The following is a 19,108-nucleotide window of genomic DNA, read 5'->3' as shown; positions in this document are numbered from 1 at the left end:
CTAACAACATAACAAAGGGGAAGGCACAATGGGGGCCGCCAACATCCGCGGATTCACGCTGCTCGAACTCATGGTCACGATTGCCGTGGCCATAGTGTTGCTGACGCTCGCGATTCCGTCGTATCGCAGCTTGGTCACGCGCAATAGTCTGGCGAGCAACGTCAATGATCTCGTGGGCTCGCTGAACTATGCACGCAGTGCAGCGGTAAGCCGTGGCACAACGGTCTATGTCTGCGCCAGCCAGAACCAGACAACGTGCCGCGACGACGGCGTCTGGAGCGACGGCTGGATCATCTACGCGCCCGACCCAAGCACGACCGACACGTCACCCCATTCCAGCAATATGCTCCGTGTCCACGGCGCCACGGGCTCCGGGGTCAAACTGACCGCGAATCACGACGCGCCCTTGAGTTTCAACGCGGACGGATTCGCCATCATAGGGCGAACCTTTACCGCCACCACCGAAGATGGTCGGACGAGCACATCGGTCACCGTGGCATCGACCGGACGCGTCGACAGCAGCACGCCATGACCTCGCCGGCGCCCCAGAATGGTTTCACCCTGCTCGAGGCCCTGGTGGCACTCGTGGTGATCTCGATCGGCCTGCTCGGTCTGCTCGGGCTTCAGACCGTGGCCATTGTCAACACGCATGTATCCAAATCGCAGACGCTGGCCAGTATCGGGGCCAACGATATCGCCGACCGTATCCGGGCCAATCCAGCGGCGGACGCCTCGCTGGTCTACGCGCAGATTTCCGACAGCGGCACGACGCAGCCGCAAACTGATTGCACGCAATCCGTGTGTAATCCATCGGCCATGGCAAGCTACGACGCATGGGAATGGCAGCAGACGCTGGCAAACACCCTGCCCAGTGGGCGAGGGGACGTCAGCTGTGTCTCGCCCACGAACCCTAGCAGCAATGACCCATGTCGCGTCTACGACGTCACCGTACTCTGGCGGGGCCGGGATGCGGCGGCCGGCAGCGGCACCGGCGATGTGTCGGCCTGCCCGAACGCGACCAACGGAGGCGGCCTCGGCACGGGGTTGCGCTGTTATTCCATCGAGATCCAGCCGTGAGCGGTGTCGTGACGGGGCGCCAGCCCGCGAACCAACGCGGCTTCACGCTGGTGGAGCTCATGGTCGCGCTGGTGATCGGCCTGCTGTTGTTGGCTGGCGTGCTGCAGATTCTACTGAGCAATCGCGCCAGTTTCGACGCCCAGCGTGCCACCGCGCATCTACAGGAAAACGCGCGCCTTGCGGAGTTCGTTCTGAGCCACGCGATCGCCCACGCGGGCTATCGCACGGCGCTGGATGCCGCCGAAACCACGATTTTCCCCGCAACCTCGAACCCGAAGACAGCCAATTACCCCGACGGCGCCTACATCACCGGCGCCACCGATGCCGATGGGAACAACGATGCGCTGCGCGCGCGTTTCCAGGCACGCGGGGACGTGCGCGATTGCCTCGGCGGCTCGGTCGGCTCCCCCGCGGCCAGCGAGACGTCCGACGTCCTGTTCTTCGTCAACGGCAACGACACCCTGGAATGCACCAAATTCAGCAACGGCGGATCGACAACGCAGCCGATCGTCGAGAACGTCGACCGGTTCAAGGTGCGCTACGGGTTGAACACCAACGGGACCGCCGGGGTTGATCACTACGTCACTACCCTGACCGGCACCCAGGCCCGGGAGGTCCGCAGCGTTCGGATCCAGTTGCTGCTGCGCAGTGCCGACAACGATCCGGCCCTGTCAGAGCCCGTCGACCAGAAGTACGATTTCAGCGATGGCTCGACCTTCGAGACCACCGATCGCCGCGCCCGCCTGCTCGTCGATCGTACAATCGCGATCCGGAATCCGAGTCCATGAGCATGCCCCGCCCAGCGGCGCCCGTCGTCAACAGACGCCAGGATGGCTTTATTCTGGTGACGAGCCTCGTATTTCTCGTCGTTCTGACGTTGCTGGCGGTCTCGGCGATCAACTCTTCGACGCTACAGGAACGCATGGCCACAAATCAGCGGGAGAAGTCGCGCGCCCTGGACGCCGCGGATTCCGCATTACGTCATGTGGAAACGCTGCTCGCCTCGACCGACTTCCGCCAGTGCAATCCGGTCATGAGCCCCACCGCAGGCACCAACGCCGCTGCAAACAACGGCTGCAATGCCAGCGCTTCGGGGCTCACCGTCATCCCCGCGGGCTCAGGCGCATCGAACTCGACGAGCTACTATCTTTCCGACCAGTTCTGGTCTCAGGCCGGCGTGAGCAGCTATCAACTGCCGGCCGATGCGAGCGGCAGCGGTCTGAACGTGCAGTACGTTGTGGAATACGTCCGCGAGCAGGCGAACGACCTCAACCCGGGTTCTGCCGGCGCCGTCATACTCTTTCGCATCACGGCCCGCGCTCACGGGCGCTCGCCGGCGTCGCGGGCGGTCGTGCAGAGCGTTTATCAGGTGACCACTTAGGGATGTCGATGCGCATGCATGCTCGAACCCGTCTTATTGCGCTAGTGCTGCTCATCGGACTCGCACTCGGCTGCGTCAGTGGGCACTCTCTAGCCGCCAGCAGCTCCGCCATCAATCTGACTGATCAACCGGTTGTTACCGGATCCGGCCTAGCGCCGAACATCCTAGTGGCCGTGGACAACTCGGGCTCTATGGACTTCGAAACGCTCTTCCCGACGGATAGCGGACTACTTTTTTGGAACAGCCGCACTAACTCTGCCTGGAGCGGCGGCAACTATGTTCAAGACAGCAACATCAGCTACGCGTATCTTTTTCCAAACGGTTATAACAACTGTTCTTATTCCGGCGGATGCCAGTCTACGGACCGAAGAATCTACAGTGGCTACTATGCGGTGCCGCCCATCCCGATTATGGCATTCGCGCGTTCGCCCCAATACAACCACTCTTATTTCAATCCCGCCGTTGACTACAAACCTTGGGTCAACAAGCCCGCAATAAGTGATTTCACGCATGTCCCGGCCAGCCCGGTCGTCAGTGATAGTTATTTCGACCTGACTCAAGATATAAAAACTTATCAGGATGGATATAACTTCGCTGTAATCAACGGCATGCCGTTTGGCGACGTGACATACGCTGACAGTTATCATTGCACGAGCTATTATCGAAATCGATGCACGTCCATAGAACCGGACTGGCAGACATCCCCCAAGAACAGCGTATTTTATAGTGGATACCAAGGGGGCGCACTTGTCGGAATAGCATACTTCCCGGCCACTTTTTATCTCGACACAGGCACTGCGCTTCCCGCCAATTACGGGTACGTCGGCCCAACTTTGGCAGGTTATGGCCCCGACAAGCAAAATCTAACAGGCTATGAAATAAAGCCTCAAAATTTTGCAACGACTCAGCAGTATCAATCTGCAATGCAGAACTTCGCCAACTGGTTCACTTATTACCGCAAGCGCAGCCTCGCGATCCGCGGCGGCATCACTCAGGCATTCAAGCAGATCGGCCGCGTCCGCGTCGGTACCTGTACGATCACAGAGGCTCAGAATCGCCTGAGCAGTATGTACAACGGCTCGTCCTACCTGACCATGACGAGCCTGCCAGCGGTGGGTGACGAAAGCGGCGGGGTCCGCCGAAACTTCTACCAATCGATTTATGGCCTGGATTTCAGCCAGGCACGCGGCACGCCCAACCGCCCCGCCCTGTACTACCTGGGCCGAGAGCTGGAAAACAACCCGAACATCATCCAGTCGCCCTGCCAACGCAACTACGCACTGCTTTTCACCGATGGATACAACAACGGCACGGTGAGCGGCGTCGGCAATGTAGACGGCAACTACGGCACCGGCAACCATTCCCCGATTCCGGATAGTTACACGAACACGATGGCGGATATTGCCATGCGGTTCTACAAGCAACTCAACCCGCCCAGCAATATCGGGAATGCCGCAGTTCTGCCACTGCCCAAGGGTTGCCCGGGCGACGAATCGGTCGATTGCGAACAGAAGCCGCATATGACCACTTTCGGCATCACCCTGGGACAAAGCGGTTATATCTTCGGTAACAGTGCCTACGCAGCACAGAACAAAGACCCGTATGCCAATCCACCCCCTTGGTATCTTAGATCCTACAGTGGTACCCCCTATCCAGCCGGCAACTTGCCGACCTCGGGCCCGCAGGAAATCGACGACCTGTGGCACGCAGCGATCGATTCTCGCGGCGCACTGCTCAACGCCTCCTCGCCACAGGAATTGGCCGGCAAATTCACGTCGGCACTGAACCAGATTCTCGGTCGCGGCGAGACGCTGACCAACGCCACCGGCAACAGCACATCGCTGACATCCAATTCGGTGGTGTTTCAAACACAGTACGAAACCACCCACTGGACGGGCGACCTGATTGCCTTCAACGCAAAGACCGGGTCGACTGCTGCATCGGACCGCCTCTGGAGCGCGGCGTCGCTTCTGACCGGCGTTAAAGGGGCCACTACGAGCGATGGGCGCACGATTGTGACCTCACTGCGCAGCAACAGCTCGACCACCGGCGGCGCGGTATCGGGCGTACCATTCACATCCGCCGGCCTGGCCTCCGCCGGCATTTCCAGCCTCACACCGGACGCCATCGCCTATCTGCGCGGCCATCGCGACAAGGAACAGACCGGCGCCAGCAACGACGTTGCCAACGGCCGCATCTACCGTAATCGTGGTGATACCGTACTCGGCGATATCATCAACTCGGTGCCGACCTATGTCGGCAGCCCTACACCGCTGCGCTACGCTGGCACGTGGCACGACCAACTCTACCCGAACCAATCCATGCCCGAGAACAGCGGGCAGACCTATTACAACCCGAGCAGCTCATCGAGTTTCGTATCGCAACAGGCCAGCCGCGCCCCGATGGTCTATGTCGGCGCCAACGACGGCATGCTGCATGGCTTTGATGCCAAGACCGGCGCCGAAAAACTGGCTTACATCCCGAACACCCTGCTCGGCTCACTGGCCGGCGGCAACGACCCGCTGACCAGCCCATCCTACGCGCATCGTTCCTTCGTCGACGGTCAAACCACCGCCGGCCCGGCCTATTTCAACGGTAAATGGCACACCATGCTCGTCGGCGGTCTGCGCAACGGCGGCAACACGGTATATGGGCTCGATATCACTGACCCGAGCACTTTCAGCGAGTCCAATGCCGGCAGCATCGTCCGCTGGGAGTTCAAGGCCCCGGGGCTCGGCAAGACCTTCGGGAAACCGTCCATCGTGCGTCTGCACAATGGCGAATGGGCGGCGATATTCGCCAATGGTTACAACAGCGACAACTACGGCGCATCGCTTTATATCGTCGATATCGCCGATGGCCACGAGATCGCCCACCTGACAACCGGCGCGACGCCGGTCAACGGTGCCCAGGGCAACGGCCTGGCGACGCCCTTCCCGGTCGATATCGACGGCGACCATGTCACAGACTATGTGTATGCAGGCGATCTGTACGGCAATGTCTGGCGTTTCGATCTCACATCGAGCAACCCGAGCGACTGGTCGGATCAAAAGATATTTCAGGCCAAGGCAGCCGACGGCAGTGTCCAGCCGATCACCACTCAGGTGCAGGTCGCCGCCCATCCGAATGGTATCGGCTACGGCGTGATGGTCTACTTCGGCACCGGCCAGGATATCCAGCCGCTCAATAACAACCAGAGCGCCACGCCGAACAGTTTCTACGGCGTCTGGGATCCGGACGTGATCTCCTACGATCCGGGAACCAATAATGCCCCGCCCCGACCGGATAATTGGTTTGTCACCCGCGATCAACTGGTATCGCAGTCGGTAAACACGATCAGCCCCAGCAACGGTATTGCGGGGCTGAGCTACCGGACCGTAACGGACAATCCGGTCACCTACATCGACAATAACGGCAAGATCGCGGACCGTGGCTGGGCCATCGATTTGCCACAGGACAGCGGCGAAGCGGTGCTCAATCCAGCGTCGATCGTGGGCGATAACGTGGAATTTTCCACCACGGTGATCAACCGCCAGACCTGCTCACTCACCAGCAACGGATATTTCATGGCGGTAAGCCGAGTCAATGGCGGGCCGGCGGCCAAGAATATCTTCGACGTCAACGGCGACGGGGTCGTGAACGACCAGGACGCCAGCACGCCACGCGTAGCCGGCGTCGGCTTCGGCTCGAAGAGCGGTTCGCCCGGCCGAGGAGCGAGTTTCAACGACCTCGTCCACGGCACACAGGTGATCAAGACGCCATTGACCGGCGGCGGCACCGCAACCATTACACTGGCCCGAGACTTCCTCAACGGTCGCCGGTCCTGGCACGAGATTCGACGATGAGCATGCGCAGATTCAGACGCTATCGGGAGCGGCAGCGGCACGCCCCGGGCCTGCTACAAAACGGGTTCACGCTCATCGAATTGATGATCGTGGTGGCGATCATCGGCATCCTGGCGGCCATCGCCTATCCGAGCTATCTCTCCCACGTTCGCGAAGCACGCCGGGTAAACGCCAAGAGCCTGTTGCTCAAGGCTGCCAATGAAGAAGAGAAGTACTATTCGGTACAGAACCAATACGCGACGAGCATGAACCAGCTCGGCCTGCCGAGCACCACGGAGAACGGGTTCTATAACGTCAGCGCCAGCGTCTCCGGCACGAACAACGACAAGTACACCATCACGGCCACCGCGCAGGCAGATCAGGTCAACGATACCTGCCGCACCATGACCATCGATCAGACCGGCGCCAAAAAAGCAACGAACGCCAGCGGGCAGGACGTTTCCGATACCTGCTGGTAGCCGCCGCGCCCGCCAGGCCGATGACCCGAGTAAGGCGCTCAGCCGTTACGCCTGGGCCACAGCATATCGACTGCAATCAGCACCGCGCCGATGCAAATGGCGCTGTCGGCCAGATTGAACGCCGGGTAGTGCCAGGTGCCGATGTGGAAATCCACGAAATCCACCACGAAGCCGCGCGTGGCGCGGTCGATCGCGTTGCCGAGCGCGCCACCGGCCACCAGGCTGAGCGCCGCCGCCAATAAGCGGCTGTCGTGCGGGTGCCGACGCATCCAGACCAGAATACCGATCACCACAGCCACGCTGAGACCCACGAACAGCCAGGGCGTCGCACCGCGCAGCATCGAGAAAGCCGCGCCAGTGTTGTGAACCAACGTCAAATTGAGCCAGGGCAACAGCGGCGTCGACTCATACAACGTAAAATGATTGACCATGAGCTGCTTGGTGATCTGATCGGCCGCGATCACCAGTGCCGACAGCCAGAGCCAGTGCGCGTTCTGCAACTCAAAGCCGCGTTCGGCCCCGGCGTCGTCTCGGAATTGACTCATTGCGAACTCGTGTTGTCCAGCAGCCGTCGAACCTCGGCGACGTCGGCATGCATCTGACGGGTCAGTGCGTCGAGGGAGTCGTAATGTTCCTCGGCCCGCACGAAGTGCTCGAAGAATACGTCAATCCGCTGACTATATAAATCGCCCGAGAAGTCGAGCAGATAGATCTCCAGCAGCTCATCGCGGCCGTTGACCGTCGGCCGCACGCCGAAGCTCGCCGCGCCGGCATGCATACGCCCGTCGACCCGCCGCACGCGCACCGCATAAACGCCGTAACGCAGCGCCGCCGGGCGCTTAAGGCGCAGGTTCGCGGTGGGAAAGCCGAGCGTACGCCCGAGCTGCTCGCCGTGAACCACGCGCCCGGTGATCCGGTAGGCACGGCCCAGCAGCCGCGAGGCCGCCACCACGTCGCCGACGCCCAGGCATTCGCGCACCCGGGTCGAACTGACGCGCTCGCCATCGACGCAGACATCCGGCACGGGCAACAGCTCGACGCCGCGCGCCTCGGCGAAGCGTTCGAGCGTATGGATATCGCCCGCGCGTCGATGACCGAAGCGGAAATCGCGTCCCACCAGGATCGCACGCGCGCCGAGCCGTCGCTGGATCAGGTCGTCCAGAAACGACTCCGGCGACAGCTGGGCGAAGCTGCGATCGAAACGCGCCCGCACGAACAGATCGATGCCCAGCGCGGCGGCATCTTCCATTTTCTCGCGCAGGGACGACAGCTGCGGCGGCGGGTCGTCCGGCATGAAGAAGGCGCGCGGCGTCGGGTCGAACGTCATCAACGCGGCCGGCAGGCCGAGCGTGGCGCCGCGTTCGTGCACGCGCTCGATCACCGCCTGATGCCCCCGATGCAGGCCATCGAAATTGCCGATCGTCAGCACGCAGCCCTGCGGCTGGGCTGGCGCGGCGCGTACGGAACGGATAATGCGCATCAGGCTTTCCCACTCACTCCCGATCACTGACTCGAGCCGTGGCCCAGGCGGAACTGGCGCGGCCGGATGCCGGCCAGCCCGAGCACGACGAAATAAATCGCGACGCCGGCGCCGATCCAGAACGACAGCCAGGCCACGCGCATGAGCGCGCTACGCGATTCCCAGACCATTGTGGTGGCGGCGCCCACGTGCAACACCACCGCCATCACGATGCACGCCAACGCAACACGCCACAACAACGCCGCCCAGCCGGCGCCCGGCTGATAGGCACCGCTGGCGCGCAGGTAGCGAAACAACAGGCCCGCGTTGATGAACGCGCCCAACGAGCCGGCCAGCGCCAACCCGGCATGCGGCGCCGGCCAACGCATCAACAGAAATATACCCACGAAAATGAGATTCATCGCCATGCCGCAGATCATCGAGATCACGCCGCAGCGCACCGGCGTGCGCGAATCCTCGCGCGAATAAAACCCGGTTACCAGCACCTTGACCAGCGAGAACCCCATGAACCCCAGCGAGTACGCCATCAACGCGTATTGGCTCATGAGCGCATCGTGCGCATTGAACGAGCGGTAATTGAAAAGCGTGGCGACCAGGGGCCCCGCAAGCACGAACAAGCCCACCATCGCCGGCAGGCCGAGCAGCGCCAGCAGCTTGAGCGCCCAGTCGAGCGTGGCCGAGAACTCCGCCGTCGACGCGCTGGCATGGCGCGCCGACAGCGTCGGCAGAATGACCGTCGCGATCGCCACGGAAAAGATGCCCAGCGGGAATTCCATCAGGCGGTCGGCATAGTACAGCCAGCTCACGCTGCCGGCCGCCAGGCAGGAAGCCACGATCGTATCCAGTAGCAACGTGAGCTGCGCGACCGATGAGCCGAACATGATCGGCAGCATCAGGCGCAGAATACGACGCACCTTCGCGTCCGCCCATGCCCAGCGTGGCCGCGGCAGCCGATCGATGCGGATCAGGAATGGAATCTGGAACGCGAGCTGGGCCGCTCCGGCGATGAAGACCCCGATGGCCAGCGCGATCTCGGGGCGTGCGAACAGCGGCGACAGCCCGATCGCGGCGCCGATCATGCAGATGTTGAGCAGCACCGGCGTGACCGCGGGTACCGCGAACTGCCCATAGGTATTGAGCACACCGCCGGCCAGAGCGGTCAGCGATATGAACAACAGATAAGGGAAGGTGATGCGCAGCAGGTCGACTGCCAGCGAGAACTGGCTCGGCGAATCCGCGAACCCGGGCGCAAAGGCATAGATCAATGCCGGCGCGGCAATCACGCCGATCACGGTCAAACCGATGAGAATGACGCCGAGCGTACCCGCCACCGCCGACACCAGCGCCTTGACATCGTCGCCGCTCTCCTGGTCGCGCGTCGACGACAATACCGGCACGAACGACTGCGCGAACGCACCTTCGGCGAACAGGCGACGCAGAAAGTTGGGAATCTTGAAGGCCACGAGAAACGCGTCCATCGCCGGGCCGGCCCCGAACATCACCGCCAACGTGACGTCGCGCACAAAACCCAGAATGCGCGAGCAGAATGTCATCGCGCCGACGACGCTGGTCGATCGGGCCAGAGATGAAGCCATTGCAAATGCACGAAGCCGAAACGCTGCGCACTATAGCCTTTAATGCGTGCGCGTCGAAACACGCGCGTGCAAGTTGACAACGGCGCGTCCAGAACCCATAATCGCGCGCCTTTCCGGCATCCAACCCATATTTCAGGAGCTGTCCGTGGCGAATACTGCCCAAGCCCGCAAACGCGTCCGCCAGGCGACCGAACATCGTCAGCGCAACATGGCGCAGCGTTCGCTCGTGCGTACGCATATCAAGAAGGTGCAGAAAGCCATTGCCGCGAACGATCTGTCGAGCGCGCAGGAAGCTTTCAACAACGCCGTGCCGGTCATCGACCGCATGGCCGGCAAGGGGCAGATCCATCGCAACAAGGCCGCACGCCACAAGTCGCGCCTGAATGCGCAGATCAAGGCGATGGCCCAGGCCTGATTCCTTCGCGCCCCGCGCACATCAAAGCCCGCCCCGGCGGGTTTTTTTGTGTCTGACGTGCGCGTGCGCAATGGCGCCATGGACGCGACCGCTTGCCGGCGCGCCGTGAATCCGCCCGAGCGCCGCACCACGACGCCCCGGTCCGCGACCACGCGGCGGCACCTAGCCGAACACATGCGGGCTTTCGCGAGACCCGGCGGCACGCGCGCAAACGCGCCGTAGTGGCGCCCCGGCACACGGCAACGCGGGACGGCGGGCGCTCGAATGCCTTGGGGCGGGCAGCGTCCCGGCTGCCAGGGCCCGCACCGCGGCGGCACGGAATGCGGCCCGGCACACCCGTGACAGGATCCCGTGTGCTGCCACGCCGATTCATCGACCTATTTGGGCCCTGATATGGATTGACCTGTCAACTACGACTCGTGATTCGTTCATCATGTCTTTTGACGTATGCCCTTGGAACAGAACACGGGCGGCTGCTGCGACGGTAGATCACTCTGATATACGTGGATTGGGTACCGACCTGACATGTCTTCGTCGCGGAGCTGCCTTGCTCTAGTGGCGGGGATCAAGCGGATTGGCCGGGTGCCCCATAGGGTCCTCAAGGGTTCTCCAACCGGGCCGGCCGTGTCCTGATCCAAAGGCATGCGTTTCAATCCTCCTGTTGTGAATGGGGGTGACGGCCGAGCGGTTACGCGGCTACGGCTGGATTGACCGGTACTTCGCAGGCGATGGCCCAGATAAAGCCGGCCAATTCGCGTGCGACCGCGGTGGTGGCCAGCGGCGTGTTCTTGCCGGCGCCGATCAGATGGCGATAACGCCCGCATAAACGCTTCTGGGCGTGCCAAGCGATGGCTTGGACGGTGTCACTGGTCTGTTCGGCCCGCCGCTGGATGGCATCACTTTTACGCGCCGGGAATCGATAGGCCCAGGCGGCTTCGACCAGCACGCGCCGAACATGGCCGTTGCCTGTCTTGGTAATGCTGCCCTGGCGTCGTGAACCACCGGACGAGTGCTCGCTGGGCACCAGGCCCAGATATGCCATCAGCTGGCTCGGCGAGTCAAAGCGCGTGAGATCGCCGAGCTCGGCGAGCACAGTCATGGCGGTTATCATCTGCACGCCGCGCAGTGCCATCAGGGCCTCGACCACCGGCCGCAGCGACCAGCTGTCCAGTGCTTGGCGCATCTGCCCGGTCAGGGCGGCCACGCGACGCTGGGCCGCGATCACGGTATCCACATATTCCTGCAAGACGATCTGCTGAACCGGTGTGGCCATGGTGATCCGCTCGATCCAGCGAAAATGGGCCTGGGTCCAGCGGCTCTTGCCGGGGTACACGTGCCCGTGGCGCAGCAAGAAGGCACCCAGGCGTTGGCGTGCCGTGCGTTCGATCGCCTTGAGATCCTCACGCGCCCGGGTGAGATCGCGCATCGCTTCCTGCTCGGCATCCGGCACCCACACGGCGGTCAGATCGCCGCTGCGCAGCGTTGTGGCCAACTTGAGGGCATCGCGCCGATCCGTCTTGATCCGCTCGCCGGGCTTGCGCGGAATCAGCGACGGCGCCACCACTTGGCAATCATGGCCCAGACTCAGGAGCTGGCGATAAAGCCCGTACCCACAGGGCCCGGCCTCGTAGCAAAACAGGATCACCTCGCCATCAAAAGCCGTGGTCAAACGGTCGACGAGCTTGGCGATCGTCTTGGGCTTGTTGGCCACCTCGCCCCAGCTGGCCGGCGTACTGCTGCGTCCCGCCGGCGCGACCGCCACGGCAATCGTGTCCTTGTGCACGTCTAGACCGACGTAAACGCCGTATTCGGCGACGGTCGACACCCGCTGTTCCAGCACAGCCTGCGCGATCCGGGTCTCATTGGCGTCCATGCTAATCTCATTCATGACCTGCCCTCCTCAATGTGGCTCTGTGTCAGGGGTTTAACCCATCCCCAACATAACCCACGCAATGTTGAGGACGGGCAGGTCAATCCATGATGTCTATTTCGACTCGTTTCGCGCCGTGCGGCGTTACAGCCATTCGCCGCATGCCCGGATACGGCGCGTCACCGCGCCCTGCCCGGCGCCATCGCCCGCATCCATGACGCGCGCTAGCGCGATATCGTCACCAGGTTATCGCGGTGGATGAATTCCGGCTCTCGATCGTAGCCGAGGATGGTCGGGATACGCTCACTCGTCTGGCCCATCAACAACCGGGCCTCCCGGGCGTCGTAATTGACCAGCCCCTGCGCCACCTCGACGCCCTCCGGCGCTATGCAGACCACGAGATCACCGCGCCGGAAATCCCCTTCGACCTGCGTGACGCCGATCGGCAAAAGGCTGCGCCCAGACTCCCGTAGGACACGTGCCGCCCCCGCATCGACATGCAAACGCCCACGCACCCGGCGCTGGCCGGCCAGCCAGTTCTTGCGCGCCGCGCGCCGACCGCCCGGGCGCGGCAATAGCAGCGTGCCCAGCGCCTCGCCGGCCACGACCCGCTCCAGCACACACGACTCACGGCCATTGACGATCACGGTCATGGCGCCGGAGTCGGCCGCCTGGCGCGCGGCACGGATCTTGGTTTGCATGCCGCCCCGGCCCAGTGCACCGCCGCCGGCACCAGCCATGCCGAGTAGTTCCGGCGCGTAGGCCTCGACCTCATGGAGCAGGCCGGCATCGGGGTAAATTCGCGGATCGGCCTCGTACACCCCCGCCTGATCGGTGAGGATAATCAGGCCGTCGGCGTCGATCAGATTGACCACCAATGCGGCCAGCGTATCGTTGTCCCCAACCCGGATCTCCTCCATCGCGATGGCGTCGTTCTCGTTCACGATCGGGATCACACCCAGACCCAGCAACGTCATCAACGTGCGCCGCGCGTTCAGATATCGTCCGCGATGCGAGACATCGTCATGCGTGAGCAACACCTGGGCGACCCGGCGGTCGAAGGTCGTGAACGCGCGGCCGTATGCCTCGACGAGCCCGGCCTGGCCGACCGATGCGGCCGCCTGCAATTCGTCGAGACGCTGCGGGCGCAAATGCCAGCCCAGACGCACCATCCCCTCCGCCACCGACCCCGAGGAGACCAGCACAACCTCACTGCCGCCGGCCGCCAGTGCCGCGATCTGCCGCGCCCACTCATCGAGCCGGTCGCGGTCGAGCCCCTGGCCGTCTGCCGTCAACAGCGCACTGCCGATCTTGACGACCCAGCGACGAACGCCGGTCAGACTGTCACGCGCGCTCATCGTCCGGCGACTCGGCATCGTCATGACCACTCTCGACATCCTGCTGTGCCGATTCCGCCTCAAGCGCGTCCATCGCCTGCTCGATCAGCACGCGCAGCGAATCCGGATTGATTGCGGAAATCGTGTAGACCGGCCCCTGCCAGTCCAGCGCTGTCACCACGCGATCACGCAGTGCGGCCACGGCGTCGGCATCCAGGGCGTCCACCTTGTTCAGCAACAGCCAGCGCGGGCGCCTGGCGAGCTCCGGGTTGAATCGCTCGAGCTCCTCGGTGATCGTGCGGATCTGCGCGACCGGATCGCGCCCTTCGATATCCACGGCATCGACCAGATGAAACAACAGCCGTGTCCGCTGGACATGACGCAGGAAGCGGTGCCCCAGGCCGATCCCCTCGGCCGCACCCTCGATCAATCCCGGGAGATCGACCAGGGTAAAACTCCGCAGCGGTCCGGCGGCGACCACACCGACCTGCGGCTGCAGGGTCGTGAACGGATAATCGGCGATACGCGGCCGGGCCGCGGAAATGGACGACAGCAACGTGGACTTGCCGGCATTCGGCAGTCCGACCAGTCCGACATCCGCCAACAGCTTGAGCTCGAGGCGCAGCTCCCGGATTTCGCCGGGCGTGCCGTCGGTCGTCTTGCGCGGCGCCTGATTGGTGCTCGACTTGAAGCGGGCGTTACCGAGCCCGTGGTAGCCCCCCTGGGCCACGCACACGGTCTCGCCGTCGTGCGTCAGATCACCGATCAGCTCGTCGGTCTCGCGCGAATAGCAGAGTGTGCCCACCGGCACGGGCAGATAACGATCGTCGCCCTTGGCACCGGTCCGGTTCTTGCCCGCGCCGTTACCACCGCGCTCGGCCTTGAACACGCGGTTGATTCGATAATCGTAAAGCGTGTTGAGGTTGTGATCGGCGATCAGGTAGACGCTACCCCCATCACCGCCATCACCGCCATCGGGGCCGCCGTGCGGTACGTATTTCTCACGCCGAAAACTCAGGCAGCCATGGCCGCCGTCGCCAGCTTCGACCCGGAGATTGGCTTCATCAACGAATTTCATGCGGTCCGCCCTCAGCGCGGGATGATGACCGGCTTATCACAACAGCACGAGCAAGCATAAAAAAGCCCCGCCGGAGCGAGGCTTTCGCGATCGAGCACCGATCGCCTGTCAGTCAGCGGCCGGAACCACGGAAATGAACTTGCGGTTGCGCGGGCCTTTCACGGAAAAATCCACGGTGCCGTCGACGCTGGCATACAGCGTGTAGTCCTTGCCGGTGCCCACATTCGAGCCGGCGTGAAAGCTGCTGCCGCGCTGACGAACGATGATGTTGCCGGCCTTGACCTGCTGGCCGCCGAATTTCTTCACGCCGAGGCGTTTGGATTCGGAATCCCGGCCATTGCGGGTACTGCCGCCTGCCTTTTTATGTGCCATGAGCTAGTTCCTCCGGTTCGAGGGTGTCGATGCCGATGCGCTCAAGCGCCCGGAATCGAGGTGATCTTGAGCTGCGTGTAGTGCTGGCGATGACCATGCGTGCGACGGTACTTCTTGCGACGCTTGAACTTGATCACTTCCACCTTGTCGGCGCGACCATGGCTCTGCACGTCGGCAGAAACTGCCTTGCCGTCGAGCACTGGCGTGCCGACCTGGACGTTTTCGCCGTCGGAGATCAGCAATACGTCGGCCAATTCAATCGTGCTGCCGGCCTCGGCATCAAGCTTCTCGACGCGCACCACATCGCCCTCGGCGACCCTGTACTGTTTACCGCCGGTACGGATTACCGCGTGCATGTCCACTCCAAACGCAGGTTGCGGGCGTGTTCGGCCCGTTTAAAGAGCGCGAATGATACGGCTTTGGACGGCGCCGGTCAACGTTTGTGTGCGGCGCCCGCTTTCTTGACAGATAGCAGCCGCAGCCCTAAGTTTGCCGCTGTTTTTGCGATCCCGGACAGATGAATATCCAGCCGCTGTTTCAGCCGGTCGAAAATGACATGCGCGCAGTCGACGCGCTGATCCGTAAACGGCTGAGCTCCGATGTCGTGCTCATCAATACGCTGGGCGAATACATTATTGCAAGCGGCGGCAAGCGCATTCGCCCGGCACTGGTCGTGCTCGCCGCGCGTGCCGCCGGGTATCAGGGCACCGCTCATCACCTGCTGGCGGTGATCATCGAGTTCATTCACACCGCCACCCTGTTGCACGACGACGTGGTGGATGAATCCACGCTCCGTCGCGGGCGGGAAACCGCCAACAGCGTCTGGGGCAATGATGCCAGCGTGCTCACCGGCGACTTCCTTTACTCGCGCGCGTTCCAGTTGATGGTGGAGCTCGACTCGCCCGAGGTGATGAAGATACTGGCCGACGCCACCAACCGCATCGCCGAAGGCGAGGTGATGCAGTTGATGCATGCGCATGACCCGAACCTGACCGAATCGGATTATCTGGAGGTGGTGGATCGCAAGACGGCCAGCCTGTTCGCCGCCGGCTGCCGTCTCGGCGCGCTGATCGCCGGGCGCACGCCGGCCGAATGCCAGGCGATGGCCGATTTCGGGCGCCATCTCGGCATCGCCTTCCAGGTGATCGACGACGCGCTCGACTATGGCCACGGCGACGACAGCTACGGCAAGAATCTCGGCGACGACCTGTCGGAAGGCAAGACGACACTGCCGTTGATCTGCGCGCTGGCGCGCACGCCCGAGGTTGAAGCCGCGCCGCTGCGCCAGGCAATTCGGGACGCCAACCTGGGCGCGCTGGATTCGATTAAAAAAGCGATTGAATCCACGGATGCGATGACATACACTTTCGGCCGCGCCGACGAGGCAGCCAACGCAGCGATCGAGTGCCTGGCCCCGTTCGAGTCGACGCAGTTCAAGGACGCCTTGATTATGCTGGCCGAGTTTTCGGTCCAGCGTCGGTCCTGACCGTCATCGGAGTATAGCTCAGCTTGGTAGAGCGCCACCTTCGGGAGGTGGAGGTCGTAGGTTCAAATCCTGCTACTCCGACCATCTTTTTCGTTCCCGCCTGATACGCTGACAACCGCGGATCGTACGTGAACGCTCGGGCGCCGGCGCAGAGCGATCGCGCCGCTGCTCTGTTTCGGCGACAACGACGCGACGCCGCGCTGAACGCGGCGCCGCACCGCCTCAAGGCGAACCGTCGGCCTGCTCCGCCATCATCCGATCATACCCTTGCGCGAGTTGCACCTTCTCGTCGTCGCCGAGCACGCGACCGGCGATCTGAAAGACCTCTCGCTCCTCCTCGTCCAGGTGATGCGTGACCAGATCCTCGAGCTTCCGGGCGGAACTCAGCCATGCGGGCGAGCTGTAATCGGTGGCTTCGATCGCCTCCACCAGCTCGTCGATCTCATGGTGCTCGGCCACGCTGTGGCGCGCTTTTTCCTGCGTCATGTCGTGTTCCATCAGCGGATTGTAGAAGTACCGCTCCTCCGCGTTCTCGTGATGCACAAGCTCCGCCTTGACCGCGGCAAACAGGCCTTCCCGCTTGTCGGAGTCGCCGTGCGTCTCGCACAGTGCGGCCAGTAATCGGCGTTGCTTGTCGTGGCTTTCGCGCAGCGCTTCGAAGATCGTTTTCACGTGGATTCTCGCTGTGAATTACAGCCCGACCATAGTTCATGGCACGCCATGAGGAAACCGCCTACAATCGACGCATCGGTTCACCCGTGTAATCTGACGTACTCGGCGGCCCGATCCAGCGGATCGACAGCTTTTGGTACGCGGTGCAACTATGCCGACAACCCAACGCACGACGCGCCAGACGACCCTTGGCGGCCTGGCGCGACAACTCGTCGAAGACGGCCTCATCGAGTACGAGGCGGCGCTTCGTATCCAGGCGGAAGCCCAGCGCAACGAAGAGTCGTTCGTGGCGCGGGCGGTGGCGACCCGGGCGCTTAGTGCGCCGGTCCTGGCACGGGCCCTGGCGCGCGCTTTCTCCATGCCGCTGCTGGATCTGCGCGCGGTGGATCTCGCCCATGCCCCGATCGACGCCGCCCCCGAGAGCCTGATCCGCAAGCACGGGGCGCTGCCCATTTTCCGGCGCGGCCGGACGCTGTATCTGGCGGTGGCGGATCCCACCAATCTGCAGGCGCTGGACGAATTCCGTTTCAATACCGGCCAGCAGATCGAAGCGGTACTGGTCGAGCAGGACAAGCTCGAACGCGCGATCGAATCGAACTTCAGCGCGCTCGACAGCGCGATGGCCGGCCTGGACGATGTCGCGCTCGACAATCTCGCAGTCGAGCAGGATGGCGGCGACAGCACCAGCTCCGATGCGCTCAAGGCCGACGCCGATGATGCGCCCGTGGTGCGTTTCGTGAACAAAGTATTGCTGGACGCCATCAACCGCGGCGCATCGGACATCCACTTCGAACCCTACGAACAACGCTACCGGGTGCGCCAGCGCCAGGACGGCGTGCTGCGCGAAGTGGCCTCGCCCCCGGCCGCGATCGGCATGCGCCTGTCGGCGCGGCTGAAAGTCATGGCACGGCTGGATTTGGCCGAACGACGCATCCCGCAGGACGGGCGTATCAAGCTCAACCTGTCGAAGAACCGATCCATTGATTTCCGCGTCTCGACCTGCCCGACACTGCACGGCGAGAAGATCGTGTTGCGTATCCTCGATCCAGCCAGCGCACAGATGGGAATTGAAGCGCTCGGTTACGAGGATTACCAACGCGAAATCTTCGAGTCGACCATTCACAAGCCCTACGGCATGGTGCTGGTGACCGGCCCCACCGGCAGCGGCAAGACGGTGTCGCTCTATACCGCGCTCAATATCCTCAACACGGCGGACCGCAACATTTCCACCGCCGAGGATCCGGCGGAAATCAACCTGCCGGGCGTGAACCAGGTCAACGTACAGCCACGCGTCGGGCTGACCTTCGCCGCCTGCCTGCGGGCGTTCCTGCGCCAGGATCCGGACGTCATCATGGTCGGCGAGATCCGCGACCTGGAGACGGCGGAAATTGCCATCAAGGCCGCCCAGACCGGGCATATGGTGTTGTCGACGGTGCACACGAATGACGCGCCGCAGACCCTCACCCGTCTGATGAACATGGGCGTGCCCGCCTACAATATCGCCGCCTCGGTCACGCTGATCATCGCCCAGCGCCTGGCGCGCCGGCTCTGCCCCCAGTGCAAGACCGCAGCAGAAATCCCGCCCGATGCGCTGATCGAGGAAGGCTTCTCGGTCGAGGAAATCGAGCATCTGACGATCTATGAAGCCAACCTGAAAGGTTGCGATCATTGTACCGACGGCTATCGCGGACGCGTGGGGATCTATCAGGTGATGCCGGTCACCGATGCTATCGGCCAGATCATCATGTCGGGCGGCAATGCAGACGACATCGAGAAACAGGCCGCCTCGGAGGGCGTGCTCAACCTTCGCCAGGCCGGCCTCAACAAGGTGCGCCACGGGGTCATCAGCCTGGCCGAACTCAACCGCGTCACGGTGGAATAGAGATCAGGGCTCGTTGTCGCTGCAAACGACAGCGTGGCAAGCCCGATCACACCCCGCGCCCTCGCCGAATGGGGCCATTCGAACACACGGGGCGACCGCCAAGCCTTGGCATGACATGCCATCGCAGACGGGACGGCGCCCATGCCGCGTTACCGGCCCC

The 19,108-nt window shown here is 63.0% G+C and carries 18 protein-coding genes and 1 tRNA gene; 10 read left to right on the top strand and 9 right to left on the bottom strand.

Annotated elements, in window-relative coordinates:
- Window positions 1-28 precede the first annotated feature (28 nt).
- From SALB1_RS13850 to SALB1_RS19740, 6 genes are read left to right on the top strand one after another with little or no spacing between them, the layout of a single operon-like run.
- The gene (locus SALB1_RS13850) at window positions 29-532 is read left to right on the top strand and encodes a GspH/FimT family pseudopilin (RefSeq protein WP_109994392.1); all 504 of its coding nucleotides are present in this window, start codon (window positions 29-31) and stop codon (window positions 530-532) included.
- Window positions 529-1,077 carry a type IV pilus modification protein PilV gene (gene pilV, locus SALB1_RS13845; RefSeq protein WP_109994391.1) on the top strand — a complete coding sequence of 183 codons (549 nt, stop codon included), beginning with the start codon at window positions 529-531 and terminating at the stop codon, window positions 1,075-1,077. The genes SALB1_RS13850 and pilV overlap by 4 nt, the downstream gene beginning before the upstream one ends.
- Window positions 1,074-1,865: a PilW family protein gene (locus tag SALB1_RS13840; protein ID WP_370453187.1), complete on the top strand. Its 792-nt coding sequence runs from the start codon at window positions 1,074-1,076 to the stop codon at window positions 1,863-1,865. Before pilV ends, SALB1_RS13840 begins: the two co-directional genes overlap by 4 nt.
- The gene (locus SALB1_RS13835; RefSeq protein WP_109994389.1) at window positions 1,862-2,458 is read left to right on the top strand and encodes a PilX N-terminal domain-containing pilus assembly protein; all 597 of its coding nucleotides are present in this window, start codon (window positions 1,862-1,864) and stop codon (window positions 2,456-2,458) included. Before SALB1_RS13840 ends, SALB1_RS13835 begins: the two co-directional genes overlap by 4 nt.
- Window positions 2,459-2,466: 8 nt before the next feature.
- Window positions 2,467-6,303, top strand: coding sequence for a pilus assembly protein (locus SALB1_RS13830; protein ID WP_179950670.1), 3,837 nt, complete (start codon window positions 2,467-2,469; stop codon window positions 6,301-6,303).
- Window positions 6,304-6,305: 2 nt separating this feature from the next.
- Window positions 6,306-6,761, top strand: coding sequence for a type IV pilin protein (locus SALB1_RS19740; protein ID WP_158590823.1), 456 nt, complete (start codon window positions 6,306-6,308; stop codon window positions 6,759-6,761).
- A gap of 38 nt (window positions 6,762-6,799) precedes the next feature.
- On the opposite strand, the gene lspA is transcribed toward SALB1_RS19740, so the two are convergent.
- The 3 genes from lspA to murJ are packed head-to-tail and all read right to left on the bottom strand — an operon-like array spanning window position 6,800 to window position 9,836.
- Window positions 6,800-7,306, bottom strand: a complete 507-nt coding sequence (lspA, locus tag SALB1_RS13820; protein ID WP_109994386.1) for a signal peptidase II — start codon at window positions 7,304-7,306, stop codon at window positions 6,800-6,802.
- Window positions 7,303-8,241 (bottom strand): bifunctional riboflavin kinase/FAD synthetase, encoded by a 939-nt coding sequence (locus SALB1_RS13815; protein WP_109994385.1) that lies wholly within the window; start codon window positions 8,239-8,241, stop codon window positions 7,303-7,305. The genes lspA and SALB1_RS13815 overlap by 4 nt, the downstream gene beginning before the upstream one ends.
- A gap of 23 nt (window positions 8,242-8,264) precedes the next feature.
- Entirely contained in the window at window positions 8,265-9,836 is a 1,572-nt protein-coding gene (gene murJ, locus SALB1_RS13810; protein ID WP_109994384.1) for a murein biosynthesis integral membrane protein MurJ, read from the bottom strand.
- Between the two features lie 145 nt (window positions 9,837-9,981).
- Here murJ and rpsT point away from each other — a divergent pair, with 145 nt between their 5' ends.
- Window positions 9,982-10,251 carry a 30S ribosomal protein S20 gene (rpsT, locus tag SALB1_RS13805; protein ID WP_109995451.1) on the top strand — a complete coding sequence of 90 codons (270 nt, stop codon included), beginning with the start codon at window positions 9,982-9,984 and terminating at the stop codon, window positions 10,249-10,251.
- Window positions 10,252-10,939: 688 nt separating this feature from the next.
- Here the strand turns inward: rpsT and SALB1_RS13800 are convergent.
- The 5 genes from SALB1_RS13800 to rplU all read right to left on the bottom strand — a co-directional run bounded on the left by SALB1_RS13800 (window position 10,940) and on the right by rplU (window position 15,264).
- A complete protein-coding gene (locus SALB1_RS13800) occupies window positions 10,940-12,139 on the bottom strand; it encodes an IS110 family transposase (protein ID WP_255414403.1) in 1,200 nt (399 codons plus the stop codon).
- Between the two features lie 206 nt (window positions 12,140-12,345).
- Window positions 12,346-13,479: a glutamate 5-kinase gene (gene proB, locus SALB1_RS13795; protein ID WP_109994383.1), complete on the bottom strand. Its 1,134-nt coding sequence runs from the start codon at window positions 13,477-13,479 to the stop codon at window positions 12,346-12,348.
- A complete protein-coding gene (gene cgtA, locus SALB1_RS13790) occupies window positions 13,466-14,536 on the bottom strand; it encodes an Obg family GTPase CgtA (RefSeq protein ID WP_109994382.1) in 1,071 nt (356 codons plus the stop codon). Before cgtA ends, proB begins: the two co-directional genes overlap by 14 nt.
- A 108-nt stretch (window positions 14,537-14,644) precedes the next feature.
- Window positions 14,645-14,908: a 50S ribosomal protein L27 gene (rpmA, locus tag SALB1_RS13785; protein WP_109994381.1), complete on the bottom strand. Its 264-nt coding sequence runs from the start codon at window positions 14,906-14,908 to the stop codon at window positions 14,645-14,647.
- Window positions 14,909-14,949: 41 nt separating this feature from the next.
- The gene (rplU, locus tag SALB1_RS13780) at window positions 14,950-15,264 is read right to left on the bottom strand and encodes a 50S ribosomal protein L21 (RefSeq protein ID WP_109995450.1); all 315 of its coding nucleotides are present in this window, start codon (window positions 15,262-15,264) and stop codon (window positions 14,950-14,952) included.
- A gap of 161 nt (window positions 15,265-15,425) precedes the next feature.
- Between rplU and SALB1_RS13775 the strand changes: the two genes are divergently transcribed.
- Window positions 15,426-16,394: a polyprenyl synthetase family protein gene (locus SALB1_RS13775; protein WP_109994380.1), complete on the top strand. Its 969-nt coding sequence runs from the start codon at window positions 15,426-15,428 to the stop codon at window positions 16,392-16,394.
- A 7-nt stretch (window positions 16,395-16,401) separates the two neighbouring features.
- Window positions 16,402-16,478: transfer RNA gene (locus SALB1_RS13770), tRNA-Pro, on the top strand.
- 138 nt (window positions 16,479-16,616) lie between these two features.
- Here the strand turns inward: SALB1_RS13770 and SALB1_RS13765 are convergent.
- Window positions 16,617-17,066 carry a hemerythrin domain-containing protein gene (locus SALB1_RS13765; protein WP_109994379.1) on the bottom strand — a complete coding sequence of 150 codons (450 nt, stop codon included), beginning with the start codon at window positions 17,064-17,066 and terminating at the stop codon, window positions 16,617-16,619.
- 151 nt (window positions 17,067-17,217) lie between these two features.
- Between SALB1_RS13765 and pilB the strand changes: the two genes are divergently transcribed.
- Complete coding sequence (pilB, locus tag SALB1_RS13760) at window positions 17,218-18,948, top strand: type IV-A pilus assembly ATPase PilB (RefSeq protein ID WP_109994378.1); 1,731 nt, start codon at window positions 17,218-17,220, stop codon at window positions 18,946-18,948.
- Window positions 18,949-19,108 lie beyond the last annotated feature (160 nt).

The organism is Salinisphaera sp. LB1, from assembly GCF_003177035.1.
Taxonomy (GTDB): domain Bacteria; phylum Pseudomonadota; class Gammaproteobacteria; order Nevskiales; family Salinisphaeraceae; genus Salinisphaera.
The sequence above is the reverse complement of the archived record's forward strand: the minus strand, read 5'-3'. Positions and strand labels throughout refer to the sequence as shown.

What these genes read in the sequence shown, in the direction of transcription:
- SALB1_RS13850 (WP_109994392.1), top strand. Translation starts at nt 29, where the DNA reads ATGGGGGCCGCCAACATCCGCGGATTCACGCTGCTCGAACTCATGGTC.
- pilV (WP_109994391.1), top strand. Translation starts at nt 529, where the DNA reads ATGACCTCGCCGGCGCCCCAGAATGGTTTCACCCTGCTCGAGGCCCTG.
- SALB1_RS13835 (WP_109994389.1), top strand. Translation starts at nt 1,862, where the DNA reads ATGAGCATGCCCCGCCCAGCGGCGCCCGTCGTCAACAGACGCCAGGAT.
- SALB1_RS13830 (WP_179950670.1), top strand. Translation starts at nt 2,467, where the DNA reads ATGCGCATGCATGCTCGAACCCGTCTTATTGCGCTAGTGCTGCTCATC.
- SALB1_RS19740 (WP_158590823.1), top strand. Translation starts at nt 6,306, where the DNA reads ATGCGCAGATTCAGACGCTATCGGGAGCGGCAGCGGCACGCCCCGGGC.
- lspA (WP_109994386.1), bottom strand. Translation starts at nt 7,306, where the DNA reads ATGAGTCAATTCCGAGACGACGCCGGGGCCGAACGCGGCTTTGAGTTG.
- SALB1_RS13815 (WP_109994385.1), bottom strand. Translation starts at nt 8,241, where the DNA reads ATGCGCATTATCCGTTCCGTACGCGCCGCGCCAGCCCAGCCGCAGGGC.
- murJ (WP_109994384.1), bottom strand. Translation starts at nt 9,836, where the DNA reads ATGGCTTCATCTCTGGCCCGATCGACCAGCGTCGTCGGCGCGATGACA.
- SALB1_RS13800 (WP_255414403.1), bottom strand. Translation starts at nt 12,139, where the DNA reads ATGAATGAGATTAGCATGGACGCCAATGAGACCCGGATCGCGCAGGCT.
- proB (WP_109994383.1), bottom strand. Translation starts at nt 13,479, where the DNA reads ATGAGCGCGCGTGACAGTCTGACCGGCGTTCGTCGCTGGGTCGTCAAG.
- cgtA (WP_109994382.1), bottom strand. Translation starts at nt 14,536, where the DNA reads ATGAAATTCGTTGATGAAGCCAATCTCCGGGTCGAAGCTGGCGACGGC.
- rpmA (WP_109994381.1), bottom strand. Translation starts at nt 14,908, where the DNA reads ATGGCACATAAAAAGGCAGGCGGCAGTACCCGCAATGGCCGGGATTCC.
- rplU (WP_109995450.1), bottom strand. Translation starts at nt 15,264, where the DNA reads ATGCACGCGGTAATCCGTACCGGCGGTAAACAGTACAGGGTCGCCGAG.
- SALB1_RS13775 (WP_109994380.1), top strand. Translation starts at nt 15,426, where the DNA reads ATGAATATCCAGCCGCTGTTTCAGCCGGTCGAAAATGACATGCGCGCA.
- pilB (WP_109994378.1), top strand. Translation starts at nt 17,218, where the DNA reads ATGCCGACAACCCAACGCACGACGCGCCAGACGACCCTTGGCGGCCTG.